The following is a 24516-nucleotide window of genomic DNA, read 5'->3' as shown; positions in this document are numbered from 1 at the left end:
AAAAAATTTATGTAAAAAAACGATGTAAAAAAAGGACGCCTAGGCGTCCTTTTTGATTTTTGATGAGCGAAAAAGTCTTATTTTAATAAATTTTTCAAGTTTTTGGCTTGCTGTGCTGCATTACCTGTATAAGTGGCAGGGGTCAAATCAGCCAAACGTTGACGCTCAGTTTCTGGCACCGCTGACAGTTCATCACCATTGACGAAGTTGACCATCATCTCACGAGTCATGGCTTGACCGCGGGTCAAGGCTTTTAGTTTCTCATAAGGTTTTTCAACATTGTAGCGACGCATCACGGTTTGGATCGGCTCTGCCAATACTTCTTGGGCAAGGTCCAAGTCTTCATTGAGACGATTGGCGTTAAGCTCTAATTTGCCAATACCTTTTAAGCAGGCGTCAAAGGCAATCAAACTTTGGGCAAAACCCACTCCCATATTGCGAAGGACTGTCGAGTCGGTCAAGTCGCGCTGCATACGAGAAATCGGCAGTTTTTCACCCAAATGCGCCAACACGGCATTAGCAATACCTAGATTACCTTCTGAGTTTTCAAAGTCGATTGGGTTGACTTTGTGTGGCATGGTGGATGAGCCCACTTCGCCATCTTTGAGTTTTTGTTTGAAATAACCCAAGGAGATATACGTCCATACATCGCGGTTAAAATCAATCAAAATGGTATTGTAACGGCGCAGGGCGTCAAACAATTCGGCAATATAGTCGTGTGGCTCAATTTGGGTGGTATACGGATTAAAGGTCAACCCAAGGCTAGTGACAAAGTGCTCGGCATTTTTTGCCCAGTCAATCTGTGGATAGGCTGACAGGTGCGCGTTGTAGTTACCCACTGCACCATTGATTTTACCTAGCAATTCTACGTTATTAAATTGCTTGAGCTGGCGATGCAGACGGTACGCCACGTTTGCCATTTCTTTACCCAAAGTCGTTGGGCTTGCGGTTTGCCCATGCGTGCGTGACAGCATGGGTTGGTCGGCATGGGTTTCGGCGAGCGCTGCAATCTCATCAATGATTTTTTGCATCGTTTGCGCCAGTACGTCGCGACCTGATTTTAGCATTAACGCATGCGATAAGTTATTGATGTCTTCAGAGGTACAGGCAAAATGGATAAATTCACCCGCGTCTTTTAGCGCATCGATATCGGCAATTTTTTCTTTTAAAAAGTATTCAACGGCTTTGACATCATGGTTGGTGGTGCGTTCGATGTCTTTGATACGCATCGCGTCTGCTTCGCTAAAATTGGCTACAATCGCGTCCAAGCGCTCATTGGTCGCTGCCGAAAAAGGCTGAATTTCATGAATATCTGCATGATTGGCAAGGGTCTGCAGCCAGCGCACTTCCACCGTCACACGGGCATGAATCAAGCCAAATTCTGACAGGTAAGGACGTAAACTATCCACTTTACTGGCATAGCGACCATCAATAGGTGAAAGAGCGGTCAAAGTATTCATCAAATAATCCTAATCGGTTAAATAAAGGGTTAAAATAAAAGTGCCTGCATTATAGCAAACTATCACAACGTGGACTACCGCTAGCGTTGCTTGGCAAACAGCACAAGCCCAATAATCACCAACGCAATCCCCACAAAACTTAAGCCTGACGGCATCGGCGTGTGCAGCAGCAACATGCCGCCTAACAACGCAAAAATAATTTCACTGCCTTGTGTGGCATCGACGGCGGCCAGTTGTTGTGGCTGTTTGGCAAGACTACGGGCATGTAAAAAAGTGGTGGTACCGAGCACACCTGCCATCAAGGCAACCAAAAAACTAATGGTCATTTGTGAGACACTGGGCGCGGGCGGTTGTACCATGATGCCTAATACCAACCACATCGGCAATGACCCTAGCGACATCAGCCAGACTTTATGCAAGGGATCTGATAGCAGTGGGGAAGTTACTTGCGGTACTTTTTGTAGCAATTTGCGCGTTTCATTGCTCGCTGCCTTGCTTATTGCATCGGTAGGATGGGTAGAGTGCCCTTTGGGTTGACCTGCTTGCCAAATCAATTGATTTAAGGGAAAACAAAAACTGGCAATAAAGGCAGGCAGCGCACCGAATAGCAATAAAGCATGCCAATCAGTGCCTTGGCTCGTGCTATGCCTTAACCCTTCACCCACATTGGCAAGTACCACACCGATAAATACAATCACCGAATACACAATGACTTTTTTTTGAAATGATTGCCCAAAAAAACTCAGCACCACCAAGCTTGCTACGACAGTAAATAAATAGGTCGCGGCAATCACCCATCCTTCGGCATAATCTGCCGCAAACGCCAGCAGCCCATATGTACCCAGTCCAATGCCGCCGGTCACACACCAAAACCGCCAATGACTAGCAAATAGTTTACATAGCGCTATCAGCTTGGACGGATTCAATTTGTTTTGCAGTAAAATAAAAACCGATAACAACAGCCACATAAAAAAACAGCGAAAACTTGCTGACCAAAACCAATGTCCGCCTTGTACACTCATCAATTGATACAGTACAAACGACGTGCTAAAAAAAGCCGACGCAATCAGCCCCCAAACAATCATCTTTCCCATTGGCTTGATATTTCCCTAAGTTGTATTCTAACGATTTGACAGTGGTTATTTGACAGTTGCTAGTTGACAGCAGCTATTTGCCTTTGGCATCTGCCCAAATGATTTTATGCAGTTGCAGTTGAAAACGCACCGGCAGCGCATCGGCAAGTATCCATTCTGCCAAGTCAGTGGCAAGGGTAGGTACATTGGCTTGACGTTCTTCCACATTAAACATCGGAGAAAACCATACCGTCGCGACTTTTTTATCCAGTTGGTAGTCTGCGAGGATTTGTTTTGACCAGTCATAATCGTCGCGATTCATAATGACAAATTTGATTTGGTCATGGGCAGTTAAGTAGGGGAGGTTTTGCCACAGATTTTTATCGGCTTCTTGAGAGCTTGGGGTTTTGATATCCATAACCTTAGATACCGCCGTTGGCACCTCTGCCACGGACAGTGCGCCCGAAGTTTCAAGCGAAATCTCGTAGCCATGCGAAAGTAGCAAATTCATCAAAGCGATTGCATTGGGCTGGGCTAAAGGCTCGCCACCTGTCAAACAAATACGCTGGCACGGAAAACTCTCACACACTGCCAAAATCCCTGCCAAACTCATGCGCTCGCCGCCGACAAAGGCATATTCGGTATCACAATACACGCAGCGCAGCGGGCAGCCCGTCAAGCGAATAAAAATCGTCGGTAATCCTGCAGTCAAGGCTTCACCTTGCAGCGAGTAAAAAATCTCAGTGACTTTAAGTCCTGCTTCGGGGTCAGTGGTGGGAATGGCGGTATTGCGGATGGGTAGCGTTGAATTTGGCATAAATGTGATTAACTAATAAAAATTAGCGTTTATTTTATCAAATTTATGCCAATAAATCTTTGTGTTCAGCGGTTAAAGCAATTTCATTTCGGTTAACACGTCCACTGCAGCACGATAGGCTTCTTGCGCCGCTGGCGCACCGCAGTAAGGTAGACTATGCAGTAGCACTTCTTGAATTTCTGCCACGCTTGCGCCGTTATTAATCGCCCCGCGAATATGCCCTTTTAGTTCTGTTGGGGATTTTTGCGCGATTAAAAAGGCAATGGTCACCAGTGAGCGGGTTTTGCGGTCTATTCCTTTGCCGTCACGTTGCCACGTCGAGCCCCACGCGTGTTCATTAATCCAGTCTTGCAGTGGGGCAGTAAATTCGGTGACTTGTGACATGGCACGCTCCACATGTGCTTCACCCATGACTTGTTTGCGGACGTTAATACCGTTTTCATAATTTTCATTTTTTTGTGATGACATAACTTTTCCTGTTATCAAACCGATAAAAAAAGCAAACCATGGTTGATTTGCTTTTGTTTTATTAACGTTTATTTTAGTCCATTCTTAACAAGTCATTGATCGAGGTTTTTGAGCGGGTTTGCGCGTCCACTTTTTTCACGATTACCGCACAGTACAAGCTATGCGAGCCATCTTTGCTTGGCAAACTACCCGACACGACCACTGACCCTGCAGGAATACGGCCGTAACTGATTTCGCCTGTTTCGCGGTCTAGGATTTTGGTTGATTGACCGATATACACGCCCATCGAAATCACCGAGCCTTCCTCAACAATCACACCTTCAACGATTTCTGAGCGCGCACCGATAAAGCAGTTGTCTTCAATGATGGTTGGGTTGGCTTGTAGCGGCTCAAGGACGCCGCCAATGCCGACACCGCCTGATAGATGCACGTTTTTACCGATTTGGGCGCATGATCCCACTGTGGCCCACGTATCGACCATCGTGCCTTCATCGACATAGGCGCCGATATTGACGTAAGATGGCATCAAGATAGCGCCTTTGGCAATGTATGAGCCTTTACGCGCGACGGCAGGTGGCACCACGCGCACGCCCGCTTTGGCAAATTGTTCATCGCCCCAATCTGAAAATTTGGTTTCGACTTTATCAAAGAACTGCAGGTCACGACCGCCATTCATGATGCGGTTGTCGTTCAGACGAAAGGATAATAATACTGCTTTTTTGACCCATTGGTTGACGATCCATTCACCGTCTTTTTTTTCTGCCACGCGCAGGGTACCTGCATCGAGCTGGGCGAGCACATCATTGACGGCAGCACGCACATCGTCGGTGGCGTCATTGGGGTTGAGGTTGGCACGGTTTTCAAACGCATCTTCAATAATCTGTTGTAATGACATAATTTTTTCCTACAATCCAAAAAAAGGTAGGTCATTGTCGCTAATTTTATTTTGTTTGGCAAATATTAATACGTCATTTTGGCAAGTTTTCATGACTAGACAGCTTTGAGGTGTTGTAAAATCACAGCAGGTATTAAAAGGCATGGGTTAAATAGCCGTCATTAAATGAATCAGCGCAGGACCAAAAAACACCATAAATAACCCTGCCAATACCATCGTCAGACTGGCAATCACGCCTTCGCTTTCATGCCGCTGACTGGCTCTTGCGGTACCAAAACCATGTGACGCATTACCCAATGCCACGCCGTGGGCAAGATGGAAACGGATTTTTGACCAGGCCAGTACCATATCGCCAATCACCATGCCGACCACCCCAGTAATTAAAGTAAATAGCGATACGAGCGCCGCTGAACCATGAATCTGCTGCGCCAAATCAATCGCAAATGGGGTAGAAATTGACCGTGCCATCAAGCTGTAGGTGAGGGTGGCATCAAATTTAAACACGCTAGCAAACACCATAATGCTAGCAATACCCACCAACATGCCCACCACAATCGACACCGCAAGCACAGCAGCATAGCGATAAATCAATTGACGATACTGATAAATCGGTATGGCAAATGCCACGGTGGCAGGGCCCAACAACTCAACAATCCAAGCGGTATCGGCAAAATAGGTTTGGTAAGAAATCCCAAGCACAATCATCAATACAATCGTTACCGTCGCCACCGTGATGGCAGGATTGAGCCAAAATTTTGGGAAACGGGCATACACCCGTTTTGCTAACACATACGCCAAGATAGTCCAAAGTAAACAGCCGATAGAGATAATATTCATAGTAAATTACGATTGGTATGATTAATGGTATGTGATTATTGATGGGCATGGTGCTTGCGGCGATACAACGCGCGCTTGACACGATTGCCTAGCATAAAAGTGAGGGCAGAGCTCAGCATCACCAGTGCCGTACTCACGACAATGGTAATCATCAGCTGCCAACCTTTAGCAAAAAATAGCTGCTGATATTGGGTAATCGACATCATCAGCGGAATAAATAACAGCACCAACTCGCCCAAGATAAACTTAGCGCCGACATTGACCCAGGCGAGTTTAATGACCCCAGTCAATAGTAATCCCAACATCAAAAACAGCCCCACGATGCCAGATGACATAGGGATGTTAAATAATTTTTTGAGGATGTCAGCTGTGCCCCATACCACACCAATGAGGGTGATTTGCAGTAAAATTTTGACCAGTGGCTGTTGTAACATAGGGTCTGTTTTATGGGTTAACACTTTATGGGGCACCAGTTTATGGGGTAATAGCTGCTTAAAAGTCGGAAGATTCGTAGCGCGTTTCATGGTAAACAAGTCATCAACAATGAAGATATCTAGTATAAAAAAACCATTAACAAAAAATATGAATAATAGTTTTAAAATTATGCGTAAAATCTATAAAGCTACAAAACTATAAAATTATAAAGCTAAAAAACAAAGCTATAACACTATAAAGCTATTTTGGGCAGTGCAAAAACATGATGACCTTAAAACAACTTCAATGCTTTATCACGGTGGTGAAAACCGGCGGATTTTCTCATGCTGCCGATACCTTGAGTTTGACGCAGCCAACCGTCACCAAAGCCATTTCTAATTTGGAAGATACGCTGGGCGTGGCGCTGTTTGATAAGCAACTGATGAGCCGCAAGCGGGATATTGCGCTGACCGAAATTGGTGCATTGGTATATGAGCAGGCACAGACTGTGTTACAACAAGTCGGCTACCTTGAGCAGACGGTGGCACAATATCAGCACATGGATCGCGGGCAGCTGCGTCTAGGGTTGTCACCGCTCGGGAGTGAGTTGTTGAGCGATGCGATTTTTGAGTTTTATCAAACCCATCGCCATATTGAGCTGTCGTTGCTAGAAGATGGCGCAGAGTCGTTAAAACAAGCCTTGCTCGATGATACGCTTGATGTGTGTACCTTGATGCAACCGATTGAGGAGGACTTTGATTATATCCCGGTATGCGATTATCCCGTTATGATGGTGGCACACCGGCAGCATATGGGCAATACCATCAAACAAGTGACTTTAAAATCTTTAAAAAATGCGTCGTTGATGTTGTTTGCGTCCCATTCGTCATTCACCTCAATGATTGTCGAAGAGTGCCAAAAACTCGGCTTTAAACCCAATATCGTTTGCCACACCAACCAATGGCAACTACTGACAACCTTGTTGAAAAAAAACATGGGGGTGACGCTACTACCCAAATATTACACTGATAAACTCGATGACAAACAGCTGGTTTGCCTGCCGCTTGCCCAGCCCAATTTGACTTGGCAAATGGTGATGGCATGGCGAAAACACCGACCGCTGACCCCAGCGATGCAAGCTTGGTTAAACGTAGTACAGCGCCAAGCTAATAATAAAATTTAATGGGAAATTTTAATCGACAGGCTATAAACATTTGATAAACCTTTTTATAGCACTGTGTTACAGCCTTGTGTTATAGCCCCGTGTGTTAATGCTTTTTGATATATGGAATTTACCAAATGATGTTAGACAGCGCAAAATCACTGCCGTAAAATCATTTAACAATATCTGACAAAAAAGGGAATACCTATGCTACAACAACCTGATGACCACTACACCGCACCCGCCAACCTTGGTACAGCGGTATATGCCAACAATGCCGATACTATTGGTAACACGCCGCTGGTGCGTCTTAATCATATCATGCCACAGGGAGTGACTGTGCTTGCCAAGATTGAGTCACGTAACCCGGCGTTTTCGGTCAAATGCCGAATCGGTGCGGGCATGGTGCAAGCCGCCGAGCAAGCAGGACTACTAAAGCCAGGTATGCAAATCATCGAGCCGACCAGCGGTAACACGGGGATTGCGCTGGCGTTTGTGGCAGCCGCCAAAGGCTATAAAATCACGCTGACCATGCCAGCTTCGATGAGTATGGAGCGCCGTAAAGTGCTAGCCGCCTTGGGCGCACATTTGGTACTCACAGAGCCTTCGCTAGGGATGAAAGGCGCGGTGGAAGCTGCGCAAGAAATCCATGACAACCATCCTGGCGAATATTTTTTGCCGCAACAGTTTGATAACCCTGCCAACCCAGACACCCATGTCAAAACCACCGCACCTGAGATTTTTAATGCCACCGCGGGCAAGGTCGATGCGCTAGTCGCAGGCGTGGGTACAGGCGGGACGATTTCGGGTATCGCCCGTTATTTTAAACAAATCAAACATCAGCCGCTCTATACCGTCGCGGTTGAACCTGCGGAATCACCGATTATTACCCAGACGCGTGAAGGTAAACCCATTACCCCAGGTCCGCATAAAATCCAAGGGATTGGCGCCAACTTTATCCCAAAAAATCTTGCGCTTGATTTACTTGATGAAGTCATCACGGTAACTGGCGATGATGCGATTGCATGGGCAAGACGGGCGATGACTCAAGAAGGTATTTTATGTGGTATCTCTTGTGGTGCAGCGCTGCAAGCGACGTATCAACTAGCAAGCCGCCCTGAGATGCAAGGCAAAACCATTGTGGTTATTCTGCCAGACAGTGGTGAGCGTTATTTATCCAGTGTGCTATTTGATGGTATCTTCACTGGCGAAAACTTTAATTAACAAACTTTCATGAATGATAAAAAAGGGCGTTAGTTCGCCCTTTTTTACTTTATTTTTAATTTAAAATCGCTATAAAAATCATTGGTTTATACCCAAAAAATGGTCATCAACCCATGAACCATAACCCACAATAAATAGCCTAAGCAAATTTTCTAATCATTGCCACTCATCTTTTTTCAAGGCGTTTTTATTGCCAAGTTATTTTCTTTTTAGGTTGTTTTATTGCCAAGCCATTTTTAAGCGTTTTTGCTGACGTAATAAACGCGTCCCTAACAGCAGTGACGCCAATCCCAGCGCTGCAACCAGCGCGATCCAAAACCCTTTTGCCCCCATATCGGTATGGCGCACCAAATAGGTACCCAGCGGAATCGCCACCACCCAATAGCAAAACAAGGTGATAAACATCGGCACTGTGGTATCTTGCATACCGCGCAAAATCCCCGCAAAATTGACCTGCCAAGCATCAAACAACTGATACACGGTGGCAAACCATAACAACAGCGCGGCTTGCTGAATCACTTGGGGATTTTCACTAAAGAAAGTTGGCAGGGTTTGCCGAAAAATGGCAGTTGACAGCATGCTAATCACCGCAAATGACGTGGCTACGGCAATGCCGATAAGCTTGATGCGTTTAAGTTCTCGGTAATCTTTGGCGCCATAGCGATTTGACACCATGATGGTGAGCGCCATCGCGACTGAAAACGGGAACATGAATAACTGCGATGAAATCGTCAACGCTACCTGATGGCTTGCCACCGCGATTTCACCCAGTGGGCTGATGATAATGGAAGCTAGACTAAAGGCGCTTACTTCAAAAAAAATCGACATACCAATGGGAATACCAATCGATAATTGCTGACGCAACTGAGCAAAATCCATACCGGCAAAATTGGCAAAAAAGCGCTGGTTGGCAAAATCTGACTGGGGGCTCAAAGTCAAATAGCTTACCAACATCAATAAATTTATCCATAACGCAATCCCAGAGGCAAAACCACAGCCTGCGCCGCCCATGGCAGGAATCAGCACAGTTTCACCGAGGGTGACGCCATGAATAAACGCATAGCTAAGCGGCACATTTAAAATCAAACCAATGAGGCTAATCACCATGACCACGGTGGGATGTTTTAAGCTTTCGGTGTAGCAGCGCAGCGAGGTGTATAGACAGACTGCAGGAAACCCAAAAGAGATACCAAACAAGAATTTTTGCGCGATATGCTGAATATCCTTCGGTACCTTCATCCAATCAAACAAATAATGCAGCTGATTAACCGCCACAAAACCTATAATACCGATGATAAGCGCCAGCCACAGCGACTGTTGGGTAATAAACGGCACTTTTTTTAGTTGCTGCTGACCAATCGCTTCTCCAATCAATGGCGTGGTGGCAAGCAAAATACCAACCGCTAGCAAAAACGTGGGCATCCAAATACCCGCGCCGATTGCCACGCCTGATAAATCTAGCGCAGAGACTTGCCCAGCAAGTAAGGTATCGACTAAGGCGAGCCCTGACTGGCAAATCTGGGTGATTAAAATAGGTAAGGTCAAGACAAATAATTGTTTTAAGTCTTGACGAGCAATAGCTGACAGCATGTAATGACCAAATATTCGTTGAAAATTCAATAAAGGCGGCAGTTTAACAGATTTTGCGGCATGATTTTTTATTGTTTAATTTATTGTTTAACAGGTCAGCAAATTAACAGGTCAAAAAAGTTAGCGTTTGATTGTGATAGCGTCAACATAAAAAAGCTTTTATCAAATTGTGGCAATATTTGATAAAGGCTTTTTTACAATAATAGCTTTTAAAGCGCTTTAATCATGGCTTGATAGCCTGTCAGTTTATTGGTGGCATCAAAGGTCTGTACCACAAACGCATAATTGGCTTTGGTGGCATCCACAAAGGGTGTAAAAGTAGTGCCGTAGGTTAATTGGTTAGTACGTACAAAACCCATACCGCGGTCAGTGGCTTTATCCAGGTTTATTTGGGTGACAAGGGTGCGAGCGGTGTTGGCAGGCGCAGTCCAATTGAGGTTTAGGGTACTACCTGTCCCCGTGAGGTTAACGCCTAAATTGCCGATAGTAGCGGTGAGTGGCAATACTTTAAAATCGCCATCGCCGCCTAAGGTATAGTTGACATCACAGCCGTCTTTATTGTCAGATAATTGTTTGCCAAAATCGACACCGACCTGATAACTATATTGACCATCCCAATAATCGCGCTTGCTATCATAATCGCCATTAAATGGCATGCCCGCCACAGAGGTTTTTAATTCGTCAAACTGTAAAAATTTAAGGACCGTATTATCAAATTTTGCTGCTGGGTCGAGTGTGCCAGACAGTACACCACCCATCTTTTGGTCAGTTTTAATAGAAATTTTTTCTGTGGTTAAGGTGTTTGGGTCTTGGCAAGTTTTTTGTTGATAGCTCATTTGACCATATACCGAGGCGGCATAATCATTGCCAATATCAAAATACACCACACCTAGGTCGCTATCATTGGGCTCGTTGTCGTTGTCTTCTACAAAATAGCCAACATACAACCCCCCTTTACCGCCTTCTGGGGTGATTTTATCCAAAAAATTATCTAAGCTGTCTTCGGGCAAAAAGATACTTTGTAAAATCTCTGCCATGCTTTTTTCTTTATTGGTTAATTTATCCTCGACTTTTTTGTAGGCAGCGCGGACATCCGTTGCAATGTTTTTATAACTATCATTGGCATCGTTTAGGGCATTGTCGACAGTCTCACTACCTGAGCCGCCACACGCAGATAGGGCGATGGTGAGCGCAGTTAGCATGCCTATTTTATAAGACGCTTTTTTATAAGGCACTTGGCTATATGACATGATGACAATCCTTCCTTGATAATAGATGAAATAGCAATAACAAATAGCGATAAATTATTAAATAAAATCAAAATAAAAGTTTGGGGCTATGCTACCATTGTTATTTTTTAAAGTATAGCCAAATAGTAGCGATTATCAGCAAAAAATTATTGGCTATAGCGTGTTAAATTATCAATCAAATGAATTAGTTACTGATTAATGCCAAATCCAAACCTTATCCCTTTATCGCTTTATATCCATATTCCTTGGTGTGTTAAAAAATGCCCGTATTGTGATTTTAACTCACATGAAAGCCGTACACCGATTGATTTTGTAGGCTATGTCGATGCCTTATTAGAGGATTTAAAAACCCAGCTAAGCTTTGTACAAGGGCGCAAGATTTCCACCATTTTTATTGGGGGCGGCACGCCATCGCTACTGCCGATTGCGCAATATCGGCAGCTTTTTGCCGGCATCAATGCTCAGTTAACACTGACTCACGATTGTGAAATCACCATGGAAGCCAATCCTGCCACCGTGGAGCATGCGCCATTTCATGAGTATTTAGCGGTGGGTATCAATCGGTTGTCGCTTGGTGTGCAAAGTTTTCAAACCCAAAAACTTGCTGCCTTGGGGCGGATTCATAACCCGCAGCAAGCCATTTCGGCTATTCAAAACGCCCAGCAAGCAGGGTTTAAAAAGTTAAATGTCGATTTAATGCATGGCTTGCCCAACCAAACACTGACAGACGCCCTGAGCGATTTGCAGCAAGCGATTGATTTGGGCGTTTCGCATATTTCGTGGTATCAGCTCACCATTGAGCCCAATACCATGTTTTATCGCAATACGCCGATTTTGCCCGATGACGAGATATTGGTGGATATTTTTGAGCAAGGCGCTCAGCTTTTGCAAGCCAATGGATTTGTGCAATACGAAGTGTCGGCATGGTCAAGGCAGGCGGATTTTCAGCCCAGTCAGCATAATCTCAACTATTGGCAGTTTGGCGATTATCTGGCGATTGGGGCAGGCGCGCATGGTAAAGTCACGCGGCCTGATGGCATTTACCGGTTTAGCAAATCTCGCTTACCAAAAGATTATAGGGTTAATCAGTCGGCGATAGGTTGGCAAGCCATCGAGCCGTCTGATTTACCGTTTGAATTTATGATGAATGGGCTGCGGCTAAAAAATGGCGTGCCCAAACAGTTTTGGACAGAGAGGACAGGCTTGGCATGGTCAGTCATTGAGCCGCAATTGATAAAACTACACAATCGTGGTTTGGTTGAGTTAAGCGGTGACCATATCCACTGCACAGCGCAAGGGTTTTTATTTTTAAACCAAGTGCTGCAAGAATTTTTACCCGATGACTAACGCTTTGACGGTGCATTTGATTGAATTTATGCGCCGCAGCCTTATTTAAGCGTCAATCAATTAAAAAAAGAGAGTGATATGTTTACCGATACCCATGCGCATCTAAATCGTTTGGACTTAGAAAAATATCAAGGTGATATCCGTCAAGCCTTACAAGCCGCCAAGGATGCCAATGTGCAGCGGATTATGGCGATTATGTGTGAGCTGGATGAATACGATGCTATTTATGAGATTATCAATACAAAAATTGACGGGCTGACGTTGGGGATGAGTGTGGGCGTGCATCCCTGCGAAGACATTGCCATGCTAAAAAGTGCAACGGTTGAAACACTCGTTGAAATGGCAAATCAGCCGCATGTTTGGGCGATTGGCGAGACGGGGCTAGATTATTATTGGTCAACAGAAAACAGCATAGAACAAAAAGCGAGTTTTGCCCGCCATATTCATGCGAGCCAGCACCTAAAAAAACCCATTATCGTCCATACCCGTGAGTCCAAACACGATACATTGGATTTGTTAAAAGCAGAAAAAGCCGAGCATGGTATTATTCATTGCTTTACGGAAGATTATGACACCGCCAAAAAAGCCTTGGACTTGGGTTTTTATATTTCTTTATCAGGGATTGTGACCTTTAAAAACGCCACTGAGTTACAAGCAGTGGCGAAAAAACTGCCCAAAGATCGCATTTTGATTGAAACAGACAGCCCATATCTTGCGCCAGTGCCCCAACGCGGCAAATCTAACGAGCCTGCTTTTGTGCCCTATGTGGCAGATTTTCTCGCCAAGCATTATGACATGCCAGTGGATGAGTTCGCGCATTTAACCCATCAAAATTTTGATGCATTATTACATCAGTATGCTTAAATATAGTTAACGAAATCTTTATACTTTATTAAGTAGGTAATAAAATTTATGTGATAAAACATTTGGCAATGACTCATCAGTCATGTATCATACATAGCAACCTTGCTCCTATGTTACTAAGCAAAGTTAGTAAGCTAGGTTACTATGCGAGGTTATTAAGCAAAGTTACTAAGCGAGCATTTTTTTATCATTTATTTTTTATCGTTTAACAGTTGTGCGTAGATGGGTTGATGTAACGGGTCTCGTCAACAATAGGGGCTACTAGAACAGACTGATGGAGTAATCAATGAGTCGTCAACAACAATTCAAAAATCGTGAAGAAGTCATATTGGCAGTTGCCGAGCAGTTGCTATTAGAGTCTGGGGAAGGCGATATCACGCTAGATAGTTTAGCCGAGCAGCTAGACCTAGCCAAAGGTACGCTATACAAGCATTTTACCAGCAAAGATGAATTGTTTTTACGCATCATTATCCGTCATGAGCAGCAACTACTTGCGCTGAGCGAAGTCGGCGATTGTCCTGCCGCAGGTGTGGCGCGTCTTACCCTGTTTCAACTGATCAATCCGCAAAAAGCCATATTACTCAACCAAATCGAAGAACGCTTAGCCAATTCTGCTGTAGGGCTTAATAAGCTTTTTTCACAGTTATATGAAATTCGCCGTGAACGCATGAAGCGATTAATCAACACCACGGCTGAATACCTGCAATCGCTACACAGTAGCATGAGTACCCGAGACTATCTGGCAACCATTTGGGCGATGGGTCAAGGCGGTGCAGGACTGCTGAATTCTAGTTTTTATCAACGCTATCTCGGTCGCCGCGATACCTTACGTTTTGCCTTGGTTCAACATATTTTAGATATTCCCAAGCAATACCCTGCTGCGGTACAATCAGTGGATGGGCCTCCTGGGGCAAACCCACCCAGCGCCGCTAGTCATACAGCAAATTCACAGACTGAATCAAACTTGACGCCGCGCAATGTCAAATAATAAATGTCAAATAGTAAATGTCAAAGAATACTAGTTAACTATCATCACCCCCGGTTAAGCTTTATAAACTATCCCTGTTTTGTCTGAGTGCATGACGATGCGATTGCTATTTGGTCGGTCTTGTAAAACTTTCACTCCCGCACCCAGTGCGATGGGTGGGCAACAAGGGTTTACCTTAATCGAAATCATGGTGGTCATCGTCATTTTATCTATTTTTGCTGGGATGATGAGCCTATCGGTAGGGGGTAGTGAAAATCGTAGAAACACGGCGTTTCATGAGCGTTTGACCAGTAATCTTAATTATGTACGCTTGTTATCAACAGAACGCATGCAGCCTTATGGGCTGGCAATCAAACTGCCGCAAAATGACGCGCCCAATCAGCTAGTGGTGGTTAAATTAGAAAACGCTTTTACTAATTCTCAAAGCGCTGTTCGCAATGCCAATGCCGCAACAACCTCACAACCTGCGCCACCACAATGGGTGATAGAAAAACAAATCGCACCGCTGGATGTGCCAGACAACCTTGATGTCAAAATCCGCCCACTGGATAACCCATTTAATACCACAGCCGCCCAAAATACCCAACCCACCGCTAACTGGTTAAGCGGCAACGAGGCACCGCCTGTGGTATGGTTTGGGACAGGTGAGGCGACACCGGTGCAAATCAGCATCCAAAAAACCAATGCTGACAAACAAACCTTTGCGGTTGGCAATCCCATCATCGTCAACCAAGCTGGGGCAATCGAGGTGGCAAAATGACCATGGCTATCTCAAATAGACTGTCTATCAGGCAACATCAGCAAGGATTTACGTTACTTGAAGTCATGGTGGCATTAGCGATTTTGGCGGTGGTTGCGATATCAGCCAGCCAAGCCAGTCGCAGTTATTTGCAATCCGTGGATAACATGAAAACACGAACCTTTGGCTATTATGTGGCGCAAAACATGTTGGCAGAATTACGAGTACAAAAAACTTGGCTCGCGGCTTCTGATACTCGGCAAATCACCTCGCAAGGTCGTCAATGGCAAGTGGTCATCTCACCGCAAACCATACAAACCAGTCAAGGCTTTGTCCAACCCATTCATATTCGCGTGGCACCTATTGTCGATGGCAGTCCAAAAAAAGACGTGGTAGATATTGATGCAGTGCTGGTAAAGGATATGGGGACAACGCCGTGAGCCCTTTTTATATTTCTTCCTCTCCTGCAATAGCACCGCCTAAAACATCCCAGCAAGGCTTTACCTTAATCGAACTGATGATTGCGTTGGTGATTTTTGCGATGCTGGCATTGGCGGGATGGCAGATTATGGATAGTCTGACCAAAAGTCGCGAGCGTGGCTACCAACATCAAAAATCATTATCACAGCTTGATTATGCTTATTTACAGCTGTCGCAAGATTTGGCGCAAACCAGTAACTATGTGGCAGTGCCAATCCTATCCGCGACTGCCAATGATACGACATCGGCGAATACCGCCGCTATGACACCCACCTTTGTATTAAATGCGTCACAAATGAGTTTTATCCGTTTTGCTGCCCCCGATCCGCGTTATCAGCCGTCACCTATGCTAGCAAAAATACAGTATTCGGTGGCGGGGGAAACACTGACAAAACAGCGTTTTTACCAGTTAGACGACAATAACGAAACCCCTGCAACCAGTGTCTTATTGACAGGTATCAAGGACGCCAGTTGGCAAGCATTGACGCCTGAAGCGGTGAGTGTGTTTCCAGATGAAGCCACGCTGCAAAAAGTTCAGCAACTACAAGCGCAAAAAAACACCAATCAAACGGCCAATGCTTCAACCAATCCGATCCCTAACGCGCCTGATAACGCAACAGATCAAAATGGCAATTTGCAAAACAGTATAGATTTAACGCCTTATCAGCAGTTACCACGCGGCATCGAGCTTAATTTTAGTTACCAAGGCGAGCCGATTACTTGGCGATTTGCGTTACCCAGTACACCGCCAAACGCGCCGAACCCATAATGCAATCAAATTCTACCAAGTACACCATGCCAACAAACCGCACTCCGTCTAAAATTTTTGCAAATGTTGCCATAGCAAACCCGCCATATCGACATGGGCAACAAGGGATGGCACTGCTGACTATTTTGTTGTTGGTGGTGGCGATTACCATCGTGGCAGGCAGTATGCTTGCCAATCAAAAAGTGATGATTCGAGAATTTGAGCTGACCAAAGATCAAGGGCAGCTTAAAGAATATGCTTTGGCAGGCGAAGCTATGGCGACCAATTTGATCGCGCAAGACAGCCAAGTCAACCAAGTCGATAGTTTAGCAGACGCTTGGGCAAAACCGCTGGCAGAGCAAACCATAAATCAAGCCAAAGTCAGCATTAAAATCGACGATGATGCCAGCCGTTTTAATATTAATAACTTGTATCACGATGGCAAAGTAGATGATACGGCACTGGCTTTTTTTCAAGCGCTGTTACAAGCCAATGGCTTATCGCCCAACATTGCGATGGCGGTGCTCGATTGGCAGGACCCAGACAGTGACACCCGTGCCGATGGTGGCGCAGAAGCAGCGTATTATCAAAGTACGGGCAAAAAAATGGCGATGGGTATTGCCAACCAGCCTTTTATCTCAGTCAATGAATTGCAACAGGTGCGCGGTATGGATAGCGAAGGATTGCAAAAATTAGCGCCGTATCTGACCGCAGTGCCATACTATTTGCCCATCAATATCAACACAGTAAAGCCCGAACTATTAAGCCTACTGGTGAATTTACCTACCGAAGCCAACGGCAACCATCCGCAAGGCTCAAACCGTTCGGACAGCGATGGCAACTCGAAATCTGGGCAAGACACTAGCGCAGCTTCAAATGTGGCGGCTACCCACCAAATCGACGATACAGCAATCACCAATTGGGCGAATGCCCGAGAAAACAATCTACCGGTGCAAAACTTGACTCAATTGTGGGCAGTACCAAGTTTTGCCAACATTGACGAGCGTAACAAGGCACGCATCACCAAGCTGTTATCCACCCAAAGTCAAAGTTTTCACGTCGTTGTCAGCGTCAAAAGTGACGACAAGCAGCTTTTTTTGCATAGCCAAATCGCTAAGATTTTACCCAAAGCTGACAATGACCCAGCGGCTGCTTCTGGTGTGTCAGCGACACCCATGCCAGCACCAGTCAATACGCAAAATAACACGCAAAATGGCACGCCGCAACTCATCACTTACAACCGCCAATTTTTACCCTTTGCCCAATAACGCAGCATAGCAATAAATTGGCTTCAAAATTCCCAGTTATTTTGTATTTATTTTAATCAGTTATTTGTTGCTGGCGTATTCTAGGGTAAAATAAGGGGTTTTTCTTGGGCGTTGTTGAATGACGATGGGGCAGAAAACGGGCACAAAAGCGTTGTCAACACAACGGATACAGATGCAACCTAGATGTAACCTAGACGCATAAATTGGATGAATAAATTGGGTGAATATAGATGAATGTAATCGAGCGCTATTTTGGCATAGATGGCCGCAATACAACGATAAAAACTGAAATTTTGGCAGGTCTGACAACCTTTTTGACCATGGCTTATATTATCTTTGTCAATCCCGACATGCTGGCAAAAGCCGGGATGGATAAAGGGGCAGTATTCGTAGCGACGTGTCTAGCCTCAGCGCTGGGCTGTTTTTTGATGGGATTGATTGCGCGTTTGCCCGTGGCATTGGCACCTGGCATGGGTCTAAATGCGTTTTTTACTTTTACTGTCGTCTTGGGGATGGGTAAAAGCTGGCAAGTGGCGTTGGGGGCGGTATTTATTTCAGGCTTGCTCTTTGTGCTGATTAGTGCCTTTAAACTGCGTGAGTGGATTATCAACGCCATTCCCTATACCCTTAAACAAGGTATCGTGGCAGGGATCGGGGCGTTTTTAGCATTTATTGCGCTTAAAAGCTCGGGCATCATCGTAGCGAGTCCTGCCACGTTTGTGACCATGGGCAAGCTCACCGATTTTGGTCCTGCGATGGCGATTTTGAGTTTTTTTCTGATTGTCGTATTTGTGCAGCGTAAAGTCCCTGCGGCAGTGATGTTGTCAATTTTGATTGTGACGGTGATTAGCTTGTTGGCAGGGGAAACCCATTACTCAGGGATTGTGTCAATGCCGCCATCGATTGCACCGACCTTTATGCAGTTAGATATTGCAGGTGCGCTTGATGTGAGTATGGTTAGCGTGATTTTTGCCTTTTTATTTGTGGTGTTATTTGATACATCAGGCACGCTAATCGGCGTGACCAAAAAAGCTGGGTTAATGTCTACCGATGGTCAAATCCCGAATCTAGGTAAAGCTTTGTTTGCTGACTCAACGGCGGCTGTGGCAGGCTCATTGCTAGGTACTTCATCGGTAACGAGTTATGTAGAGAGCACAGCTGGGGTGGCAGCGGGTGGACGCACGGGTTTAACCGCGATTGTGGTGGGCGTGTTATTTTTATTGGCGTTATTTTTTGCGCCATTGGCTGGGATGATTCCTGCGTATGCGACGGCAGGAGCGATTTTTTATGTCGCGGTATTGATGTTATTTACGCTGCGTGAGATTGATTGGGATGACTTAACCGAAGCATCACCTGTCGCGGTAGTGCTGCTGTTGACGCCGCTTACCTTTTCAATTGCGGATGGGATTGCGTTAGGTTTTATTACCTATACCATTGCCAAATTGGTGAGTGGACGTTATAAAGAAGTTAGCCCTGCGGTTTGGGTGTTAACGGTGATTTTATTGGCAAAATTGATTTTTTTAAGTTAATCAATCGCTGAGCAAAAAAAACCATCTAGCCGAATTGGGTTAGATGGTTTTTTTTATTAAATTTTGGTCCAGAGTACCGCTGTCTATGTGAACCCATGAACTGTAACGTTCAGGGTGGGTATGGCAACCACTCTTAAGGCTTCCTGAATCATCGCAGCGTAGCTGGATGCAGGCTTGCACAACAAGTGAAAAGAACGCATACCCTTATATAAATTATCAGCTCAGGTAAAACCATAAACTGGCGAATACCCCAGATGCACTCATTGTAGCAGATTACCTAGGATGATGCAAAAGCTCGCTCATTAATTCAATGATTGATTAAATTAATCAAACTTGACAGTCAAAATACCATTCAAATCGTCAACAAACATCACAAGGTTTTGTTCCCATCATCTCGCTTAGCAGTTGACAGTTAACAGGCTTAGCAGTTAACAGGCTTTGCAGTTAACAGAATGACGCAAAATCTGGGTTAAAGAGATGGAGCGAGCTATGCTATAATTTTCAAAATTTTTTTAATACTAGTTTTGTATTTTCCTTATTTTAGCTTTTCTAGAGGCAACAATGAATCAAGCGTCTAACTCGGTTACCCATCAATCGACGGTTAAAAAAATCCCCCATGTGTTGATGATTTTAGATGGTTTTGGACATCGCGAAGATCAGCGTGATAATGCGATTGCCGCGGCGCACACCCCAAACCTTGATTATTTGTATCAGCATTATCCCCATGGGTTGATTTCAGGATCAGGTGAAGACGTGGGTTTACCCGCAGGGCAATTTGGTAACTCTGAAGTCGGGCATATGAATTTGGGTGCAGGTCGTATTTTGTACCAAGACTCTACCCGTATTCACAAAGAAATCCGCGAACAGCAATTTTTTAGCAACCCTGCATTAACCGAAGCAGTGAAGCTTGCCAATGACCGACAAGCCAATGTGCATATCATGGGATTGTTATCTGATGGCGGGGTTCATTCGCATCAAGATCATATTGTCGCAATGGTGGAGCTGGCATTGCAGCAGGGTGCAAAGCAGGTCTTTATCCATACATTTTTGGACGGTCGTGATACGCCACCTAAAAGTGCGGACAATTATGTGGCACAATTAGAACAAGCGCTTACCACGCTTAATCAGCGATATGAAGGCACGGCTTATTTGGTGAGTCTTATTGGTCGCTACTTTGCGATGGATCGGGATAAACGCTGGGATCGGGTACAGCAAGCGTATGATTTGCTGACCCAAGCCAAAGCAGAACGGGTAGTACAATCAGGTGCTGAAGCGATTAGCGCAGCGTATGGCGCAGGTGAAAGTGACGAGTTCGTTAAGCCGACTTGGGTGCGTTATGCTAACCAAAACGCTGACTTTGGTACCATACAAGACAATGACAGTGTGATTTTTATGAATTTTCGTGCCGACCGCGCCCGCGAAATTAGCCAAGCACTGGTTTCAGCTGATTTTGATGGCTTTACGCGTGAAAAACTGCCAACGCTGTCAAAATTTGTAATGCTAACCAAATACTCCGATGAGTTACAAAACAATGGCGTGACCAGTATCGCCTTTGAACCGACATCGCTAACCAACACATTGGGCGAGTATTTGCAAGCGCAAGGCAAAACCCAACTGCGCATTGCTGAAACCGAAAAATACGCGCACGTGACCTTCTTTTTTAGTGGGGGGCGCGAAGCAGAGTTTGAGGGAGAGCAGCGGATTTTGGTCAACTCGCCTTCGGTTGCTACTTATGATTTACAACCCGAAATGAGTGCGCCAGAAGTCACTGAAAAATTGACCAATGCCATTAATTCCGGTGCGTATGATGTACTGATTGTGAATTATGCCAATGGCGATATGGTAGGGCACACAGGTGTGTTCGATGCCGCTGTCAAAGCCGTCGAAACGTTAGATAACTGTGTGAAAACCATTGCTGATTGTGTGATTGCCAATCATGGGCATTTACTGATTACCGCTGACCATGGCAACGTGGAGCAAATGCAGGATTATGATAGCGGACAGGTGCACACCCAGCACACCACAGAGCTAGTACCATTTATTTATGTCAATGAGCAAGCGCCTAATACCGTGCACATTCGCACGGGTGGTAAGCTATCAGATGTGGCGCCAACCCTATTGGACTTAATGCACCTTGCCAAACCTGCCGAAATGACAGGTGAAAGCTTAATCGTAGCAAACTAACAGTTAATGGGTACAACTATCCTATGGTAACGCAGCGTCTGAAATCACTATCCAACCCTACTTTCAAAAGACACATTATAGCGCTGGCATTGTGGGGGATAGGTTCATTGGGTTATGCTGCTAACCGATCGACTGTCAGTTCGCCTGTCAAACCACCTGTTACTTCTGCTGCCTCAGTTGCGGCAAAAACCAATAAAACGATATTAAAACCTGCAATCACTCAGGCGATTGCGGGTGCCAATCCTACTGCCTTACCTGTTAGTGTGGTGAATGCACCTAATGCTGTACCAGATGGCGCTGATTATGATAATTCGACTGATGACGGCGCTGACGATGGCGGGGAGGTGGATATTATATCAACCACCCCTATGGTGACTAATCCCGCCACTCAGCCAAACCTAGACACTCAGCCCATCGCGCCAGCCTCTGAGCAAATCCAGCAAGTGGCGTTGGGGGCGGTATCACCCGTCACGGTTGAAAAATTTGTCAAAATGATTGATATTATCCGTCAAAACTATGTGACCAATGTCGATGATGAATCCCTGTTTGCCAATGCGATGGCAGGTACTTTAGCGGCGCTCGATCCTTATTCTGAATATCTGGATGCGAACGCGTTTGAAAACTTAAGGTTATTTACCGAAGGTGATATTGGCAGTATTGGCGTGAGTGTCAGTTTTCATGCCGATGTAGATAGCTGGGTGTTTGATGATGTGCTGCCCAACTCGCCTGCTGCAAAAGCGGGTATTCAGCGCGGCAATTATTTGCATCAAATCAATGATAATAAGCTAGACAACACACGAACCTCGCAAGATGTCGATCAGCTGCTAACAGGTATCGCAGGGACAACGGCTCGCTTGTTAGTCTCGGACAAAGGTCGTCGTAAACATCTGGTGGTGGTGCAAAGAACCTTGGTACAACAACAAGCTATGAGTGCCAACATCATTAATGGTGTTGCGGTGGTGCAAATCCCTGTGTTTCAAAACAATACCCAGCAGCAATTTTTAATGGCACTTACCAAATTAAATCAGCCGTTTAGCGTGCTGGTACTCGATTTGCGCAATAATCCAGGTGGCGTGTTGTCAGCTGCCAATGATATCGCAAGCTTATTTATGAACGATAAAGTAGTGGTGCAGATTAAAAATCGGCAAGGCATACAAGAGGTGATGCGCACGCACGGCAAAGCCCAATTTGCCGACTTACCGCTGGTTGTGTTGCAAAATCGTTATTCCGCTTCGGCGGCTGAAGTATTAGCCAGTGCCCTACAAAACAACCAACGTGCCAAGGTATATGGCGAAACCAGCTATGGTAAAGGCTCTATCCAAAGCATTGTACCCATCAATGACAACGAAGCGGTAAAACTAACGGTCGCGCATTATTACTCAAGTAAAGGTGACAAAATTGATGGCGTAGGCGTCAAACCCGATGTGACTTTGACGGGTGCAGAAACGAGTTGGCTAGATCAGGTATTAGCGGATTTGCAAACCACTAAACGAAGCAATCAATTTTTACTTAAACCTACACCAACGCCCCAGTCTTTTTAAGCTCATCACCTAAGCAGTCACCCAATAATATCTAATATCAGGTGGAATTTATTTTATAATTCATCTTCCATAAAAAATTGCGGATCAACGGCATCCAAATCACGCACATCAAGTTTGGTATATTGTTTTTTGCAGAAATTTGGATCCAATCTGCACATCGCACTTTGCAATTCATCAAGGCGCGCTTCAGACTGGCGAATGTGCTCGAGCATTTTGATAAAAGTCATTGCCACAGGGTCTTGGGTATTGGGGTCAATCCCATATTGATGAAAAACGCCCGCTTGCTCTAACTTAATTTTATTGTAATCTTCCTCACTAGTAGCGGAGGTTTGTTCAACCGCTTTCATCTGCTCAGCATCGGTTGTTTTTTCGACGACGGTTTTTTCGATATAGTCGTCAGCTGGGCTTACCCCATTATTTGCCAAGCTATCAAGCCCCATTTGCTCCGCTTTGGCTTTATCGTGAATCAGACGCGCGGCACCGCCTACCATGGTCGCACCGGCAGGCACTTCTTTGACAACGACAGCATTGGAGCCGATTTTGGCATATTTACCCACGGTAAATCCGCCTAATACTTTGGCACCTGCACCGACAACCACGCCATCTTCCAGCGTGGGGTGGCGTTTGCCCTCACTTAATGATACCCCGCCAAGCGTGACGCCATGGTACAATGTGACGTCATCGCCGATTTCAGCAGTTTCACCAATGACCACGCCCATGCCATGGTCAATAAAGAATCGACGCCCAATTTTTGCTGCAGGGTGAATCTCAATCCCCGTCAAAAATCGATTGCCAAAGGATACAAACCGTGCCAAGCCTTTGTTATTGTGTTGCCACATACTGTGGGCGACACGGTGAATCAATAGCGCATGGACGCCAGGATAAGTCAACAGCACTTCAAGGGTGTTACGTGCCGCAGGGTCACGGTCAAATACCGCTTGGATGTCCTCTTGTAATTCTGCTTTGATGGTCTGGGTCTTTTTGGATAAATTTTGGATGACGGACAACATACTGACTACCGATTTTAAAAATTTTAAGTGATTATGATATCACGAACTCATTAAGCTACGCTATGATTGGCTATGATTGCAATACTGTTGTCGCATCACGGCGATAGTTAGGTCGATGCATCAAAGGTTTTTCAATATAGTTGTAGCCTATAACAGCAAACATAACAACGAATACCAATACCAGCGGGTACGTCCACACATAAGCGGTCATCGATTGGCTAAAGTCATGCAAGTGTAATAAGTTAAACCAAACATACATGACCAAACCATGAGTCAGATACAAGCTATAACTTAATTCACCCAAGACCTTTAGACTTCGTTGGTATAACACGCCAAAATACGTAAAACCGTTGGCGATAAAACAAAACAGTAAGCCACAAAGTAGCATTTGCCAATAAGAATACGCCGATGTTGCAAATAAAATAAACAGGGTTAGTAGGCATAAAGCGATTGCAAAAACCACAGGAAATTTTGCCAATAAATTTTTAAAAAAATCTTGCAGCCAAACTGCAAAAAAAGCCAACAAAAATAACCAATATAGCTTGATAATAGTATAGTTAAAACTGTAATATAATAAGCATTTTAAACCAATACCACCATGCCCAAAATATACAACCAAGACTTACGA

At 45.0% G+C, this 24516-nt stretch carries 23 protein-coding genes and 1 other RNA gene; 12 read left to right on the top strand and 12 right to left on the bottom strand.

Annotation, left to right across the window (positions count from 1 at the left end; all coding sequences use genetic code 11):
- Positions 1-77: 77 nt before the first annotated feature.
- The 7 genes from purB to ACH0AB_RS01965 form a co-directional block, all read right to left on the bottom strand.
- Complete coding sequence (gene purB, locus ACH0AB_RS01995) at positions 78-1460, bottom strand: adenylosuccinate lyase (protein ID WP_406876957.1); 1383 nt, start codon at positions 1458-1460, stop codon at positions 78-80.
- Between the two features lie 80 nt (positions 1461-1540).
- Positions 1541-2554, bottom strand: coding sequence for a multidrug resistance efflux transporter family protein (locus tag ACH0AB_RS01990; RefSeq protein WP_406876956.1), 1014 nt, complete (start codon positions 2552-2554; stop codon positions 1541-1543).
- A gap of 73 nt (positions 2555-2627) precedes the next feature.
- Positions 2628-3350, bottom strand: coding sequence for a 7-carboxy-7-deazaguanine synthase QueE (gene queE, locus ACH0AB_RS01985; RefSeq protein ID WP_406876955.1), 723 nt, complete (start codon positions 3348-3350; stop codon positions 2628-2630).
- Positions 3351-3422: 72 nt separating this feature from the next.
- Positions 3423-3818: a carboxymuconolactone decarboxylase family protein gene (locus ACH0AB_RS01980; RefSeq protein WP_065252816.1), complete on the bottom strand. Its 396-nt coding sequence runs from the start codon at positions 3816-3818 to the stop codon at positions 3423-3425.
- 73 nt (positions 3819-3891) lie between these two features.
- Positions 3892-4713 (bottom strand): 2,3,4,5-tetrahydropyridine-2,6-dicarboxylate N-succinyltransferase, encoded by an 822-nt coding sequence (dapD, locus tag ACH0AB_RS01975; RefSeq protein ID WP_050325536.1) that lies wholly within the window; start codon positions 4711-4713, stop codon positions 3892-3894.
- Positions 4714-4860: 147 nt separating this feature from the next.
- Positions 4861-5550 carry an LrgB family protein gene (locus tag ACH0AB_RS01970; RefSeq protein ID WP_188874050.1) on the bottom strand — a complete coding sequence of 230 codons (690 nt, stop codon included), beginning with the start codon at positions 5548-5550 and terminating at the stop codon, positions 4861-4863.
- Positions 5551-5585: 35 nt separating this feature from the next.
- Positions 5586-6074: a CidA/LrgA family protein gene (locus tag ACH0AB_RS01965; RefSeq protein WP_406876954.1), complete on the bottom strand. Its 489-nt coding sequence runs from the start codon at positions 6072-6074 to the stop codon at positions 5586-5588.
- Positions 6075-6247: 173 nt separating this feature from the next.
- Here ACH0AB_RS01965 and ACH0AB_RS01960 point away from each other — a divergent pair, with 173 nt between their 5' ends.
- Complete coding sequence (locus ACH0AB_RS01960; protein ID WP_406876953.1) at positions 6248-7147, top strand: LysR family transcriptional regulator; 900 nt, start codon at positions 6248-6250, stop codon at positions 7145-7147.
- 186 nt (positions 7148-7333) lie between these two features.
- The gene (cysK, locus tag ACH0AB_RS01955; RefSeq protein WP_406876952.1) at positions 7334-8350 is read left to right on the top strand and encodes a cysteine synthase A; all 1017 of its coding nucleotides are present in this window, start codon (positions 7334-7336) and stop codon (positions 8348-8350) included.
- A gap of 219 nt (positions 8351-8569) precedes the next feature.
- Here cysK and ACH0AB_RS01950 read toward each other — a convergent pair whose 3' ends face one another.
- Complete coding sequence (locus ACH0AB_RS01950; protein ID WP_406876951.1) at positions 8570-9940, bottom strand: MATE family efflux transporter; 1371 nt, start codon at positions 9938-9940, stop codon at positions 8570-8572.
- A 209-nt stretch (positions 9941-10149) separates the two neighbouring features.
- Positions 10150-11190 (bottom strand): hypothetical protein, encoded by a 1041-nt coding sequence (locus ACH0AB_RS01945; protein ID WP_406876950.1) that lies wholly within the window; start codon positions 11188-11190, stop codon positions 10150-10152.
- A gap of 198 nt (positions 11191-11388) precedes the next feature.
- Between ACH0AB_RS01945 and hemW the strand changes: the two genes are divergently transcribed.
- The 8 genes from hemW (at position 11389) to ACH0AB_RS01905 (ending at position 19153) form a co-directional block, all read left to right on the top strand.
- Positions 11389-12537: a radical SAM family heme chaperone HemW gene (hemW, locus tag ACH0AB_RS01940; protein ID WP_406876949.1), complete on the top strand. Its 1149-nt coding sequence runs from the start codon at positions 11389-11391 to the stop codon at positions 12535-12537.
- Between the two features lie 78 nt (positions 12538-12615).
- Positions 12616-13401, top strand: a complete 786-nt coding sequence (locus tag ACH0AB_RS01935; protein WP_406876948.1) for a TatD family hydrolase — start codon at positions 12616-12618, stop codon at positions 13399-13401.
- A gap of 286 nt (positions 13402-13687) precedes the next feature.
- Positions 13688-14389: a TetR/AcrR family transcriptional regulator gene (locus ACH0AB_RS01930; RefSeq protein WP_203172016.1), complete on the top strand. Its 702-nt coding sequence runs from the start codon at positions 13688-13690 to the stop codon at positions 14387-14389.
- A 97-nt stretch (positions 14390-14486) separates the two neighbouring features.
- Positions 14487-15149 carry a pilus assembly FimT family protein gene (locus ACH0AB_RS01925; protein WP_406876947.1) on the top strand — a complete coding sequence of 221 codons (663 nt, stop codon included), beginning with the start codon at positions 14487-14489 and terminating at the stop codon, positions 15147-15149.
- Positions 15146-15568 carry a type II secretion system minor pseudopilin GspI gene (gene gspI, locus ACH0AB_RS01920; protein WP_406876946.1) on the top strand — a complete coding sequence of 141 codons (423 nt, stop codon included), beginning with the start codon at positions 15146-15148 and terminating at the stop codon, positions 15566-15568. Before ACH0AB_RS01925 ends, gspI begins: the two co-directional genes overlap by 4 nt.
- Entirely contained in the window at positions 15565-16377 is an 813-nt protein-coding gene (gspJ, locus tag ACH0AB_RS01915) for a type II secretion system minor pseudopilin GspJ (RefSeq protein WP_406876945.1), read from the top strand. Before gspI ends, gspJ begins: the two co-directional genes overlap by 4 nt.
- 107 nt (positions 16378-16484) lie before the next feature.
- Positions 16485-17624, top strand: coding sequence for a type II secretion system minor pseudopilin GspK (gene gspK, locus ACH0AB_RS01910; protein WP_406876944.1), 1140 nt, complete (start codon positions 16485-16487; stop codon positions 17622-17624).
- A 230-nt stretch (positions 17625-17854) separates the two neighbouring features.
- Positions 17855-19153 carry an NCS2 family permease gene (locus tag ACH0AB_RS01905; RefSeq protein WP_060995436.1) on the top strand — a complete coding sequence of 433 codons (1299 nt, stop codon included), beginning with the start codon at positions 17855-17857 and terminating at the stop codon, positions 19151-19153.
- 61 nt (positions 19154-19214) lie between these two features.
- Here the strand turns inward: ACH0AB_RS01905 and ssrS are convergent.
- Positions 19215-19413: non-coding RNA, 6S RNA (gene ssrS, locus ACH0AB_RS01900), on the bottom strand.
- 301 nt (positions 19414-19714) lie between these two features.
- Between ssrS and gpmI the strand changes: the two genes are divergently transcribed.
- Entirely contained in the window at positions 19715-21337 is a 1623-nt protein-coding gene (gpmI, locus tag ACH0AB_RS01895) for a 2,3-bisphosphoglycerate-independent phosphoglycerate mutase (RefSeq protein ID WP_406876943.1), read from the top strand.
- A 23-nt stretch (positions 21338-21360) separates the two neighbouring features.
- The gene (locus ACH0AB_RS01890) at positions 21361-22878 is read left to right on the top strand and encodes a S41 family peptidase (protein ID WP_406876942.1); all 1518 of its coding nucleotides are present in this window, start codon (positions 21361-21363) and stop codon (positions 22876-22878) included.
- 53 nt (positions 22879-22931) lie between these two features.
- Here ACH0AB_RS01890 and cysE read toward each other — a convergent pair whose 3' ends face one another.
- A complete protein-coding gene (cysE, locus tag ACH0AB_RS01885) occupies positions 22932-23846 on the bottom strand; it encodes a serine O-acetyltransferase (RefSeq protein WP_406877055.1) in 915 nt (304 codons plus the stop codon).
- Between the two features lie 112 nt (positions 23847-23958).
- Positions 23959-24351: a hypothetical protein gene (locus ACH0AB_RS01880; protein ID WP_406876941.1), complete on the bottom strand. Its 393-nt coding sequence runs from the start codon at positions 24349-24351 to the stop codon at positions 23959-23961.
- Positions 24352-24516: the final 165 nt, after the last annotated feature.

It is taken from the genome of Moraxella sp. 179-F 1C4 NHS (assembly GCF_045370505.1).
Taxonomy (GTDB): Bacteria; Pseudomonadota; Gammaproteobacteria; order Pseudomonadales; family Moraxellaceae; genus Faucicola; species Faucicola tetraodonis.
The sequence above is the reverse complement of the archived record's forward strand: the minus strand, read 5'-3'. Positions and strand labels throughout refer to the sequence as shown.

Excerpts from the sequence above, each read along its gene's own strand:
- purB (WP_406876957.1), bottom strand. The coding sequence starts at position 1,460 with ATGAATACTTTGACCGCTCTTTCACCTATTGATGGTCGCTATGCCAGT.
- ACH0AB_RS01990 (WP_406876956.1), bottom strand. The coding sequence starts at position 2,554 with ATGGGAAAGATGATTGTTTGGGGGCTGATTGCGTCGGCTTTTTTTAGC.
- queE (WP_406876955.1), bottom strand. The coding sequence starts at position 3,350 with ATGCCAAATTCAACGCTACCCATCCGCAATACCGCCATTCCCACCACT.
- ACH0AB_RS01980 (WP_065252816.1), bottom strand. The coding sequence starts at position 3,818 with ATGTCATCACAAAAAAATGAAAATTATGAAAACGGTATTAACGTCCGC.
- dapD (WP_050325536.1), bottom strand. The coding sequence starts at position 4,713 with ATGTCATTACAACAGATTATTGAAGATGCGTTTGAAAACCGTGCCAAC.
- ACH0AB_RS01970 (WP_188874050.1), bottom strand. The coding sequence starts at position 5,550 with ATGAATATTATCTCTATCGGCTGTTTACTTTGGACTATCTTGGCGTAT.
- ACH0AB_RS01965 (WP_406876954.1), bottom strand. The coding sequence starts at position 6,074 with ATGAAACGCGCTACGAATCTTCCGACTTTTAAGCAGCTATTACCCCAT.
- ACH0AB_RS01960 (WP_406876953.1), top strand. The coding sequence starts at position 6,248 with ATGATGACCTTAAAACAACTTCAATGCTTTATCACGGTGGTGAAAACC.
- cysK (WP_406876952.1), top strand. The coding sequence starts at position 7,334 with ATGCTACAACAACCTGATGACCACTACACCGCACCCGCCAACCTTGGT.
- ACH0AB_RS01950 (WP_406876951.1), bottom strand. The coding sequence starts at position 9,940 with ATGCTGTCAGCTATTGCTCGTCAAGACTTAAAACAATTATTTGTCTTG.
- ACH0AB_RS01945 (WP_406876950.1), bottom strand. The coding sequence starts at position 11,190 with ATGTCATATAGCCAAGTGCCTTATAAAAAAGCGTCTTATAAAATAGGC.
- hemW (WP_406876949.1), top strand. The coding sequence starts at position 11,389 with ATGCCAAATCCAAACCTTATCCCTTTATCGCTTTATATCCATATTCCT.
- ACH0AB_RS01935 (WP_406876948.1), top strand. The coding sequence starts at position 12,616 with ATGTTTACCGATACCCATGCGCATCTAAATCGTTTGGACTTAGAAAAA.
- ACH0AB_RS01930 (WP_203172016.1), top strand. The coding sequence starts at position 13,688 with ATGAGTCGTCAACAACAATTCAAAAATCGTGAAGAAGTCATATTGGCA.
- ACH0AB_RS01925 (WP_406876947.1), top strand. The coding sequence starts at position 14,487 with ATGCGATTGCTATTTGGTCGGTCTTGTAAAACTTTCACTCCCGCACCC.
- gspI (WP_406876946.1), top strand. The coding sequence starts at position 15,146 with ATGACCATGGCTATCTCAAATAGACTGTCTATCAGGCAACATCAGCAA.
- gspK (WP_406876944.1), top strand. The coding sequence starts at position 16,485 with ATGGCACTGCTGACTATTTTGTTGTTGGTGGTGGCGATTACCATCGTG.
- ACH0AB_RS01905 (WP_060995436.1), top strand. The coding sequence starts at position 17,855 with ATGAATGTAATCGAGCGCTATTTTGGCATAGATGGCCGCAATACAACG.
- gpmI (WP_406876943.1), top strand. The coding sequence starts at position 19,715 with ATGAATCAAGCGTCTAACTCGGTTACCCATCAATCGACGGTTAAAAAA.
- ACH0AB_RS01890 (WP_406876942.1), top strand. The coding sequence starts at position 21,361 with ATGGTAACGCAGCGTCTGAAATCACTATCCAACCCTACTTTCAAAAGA.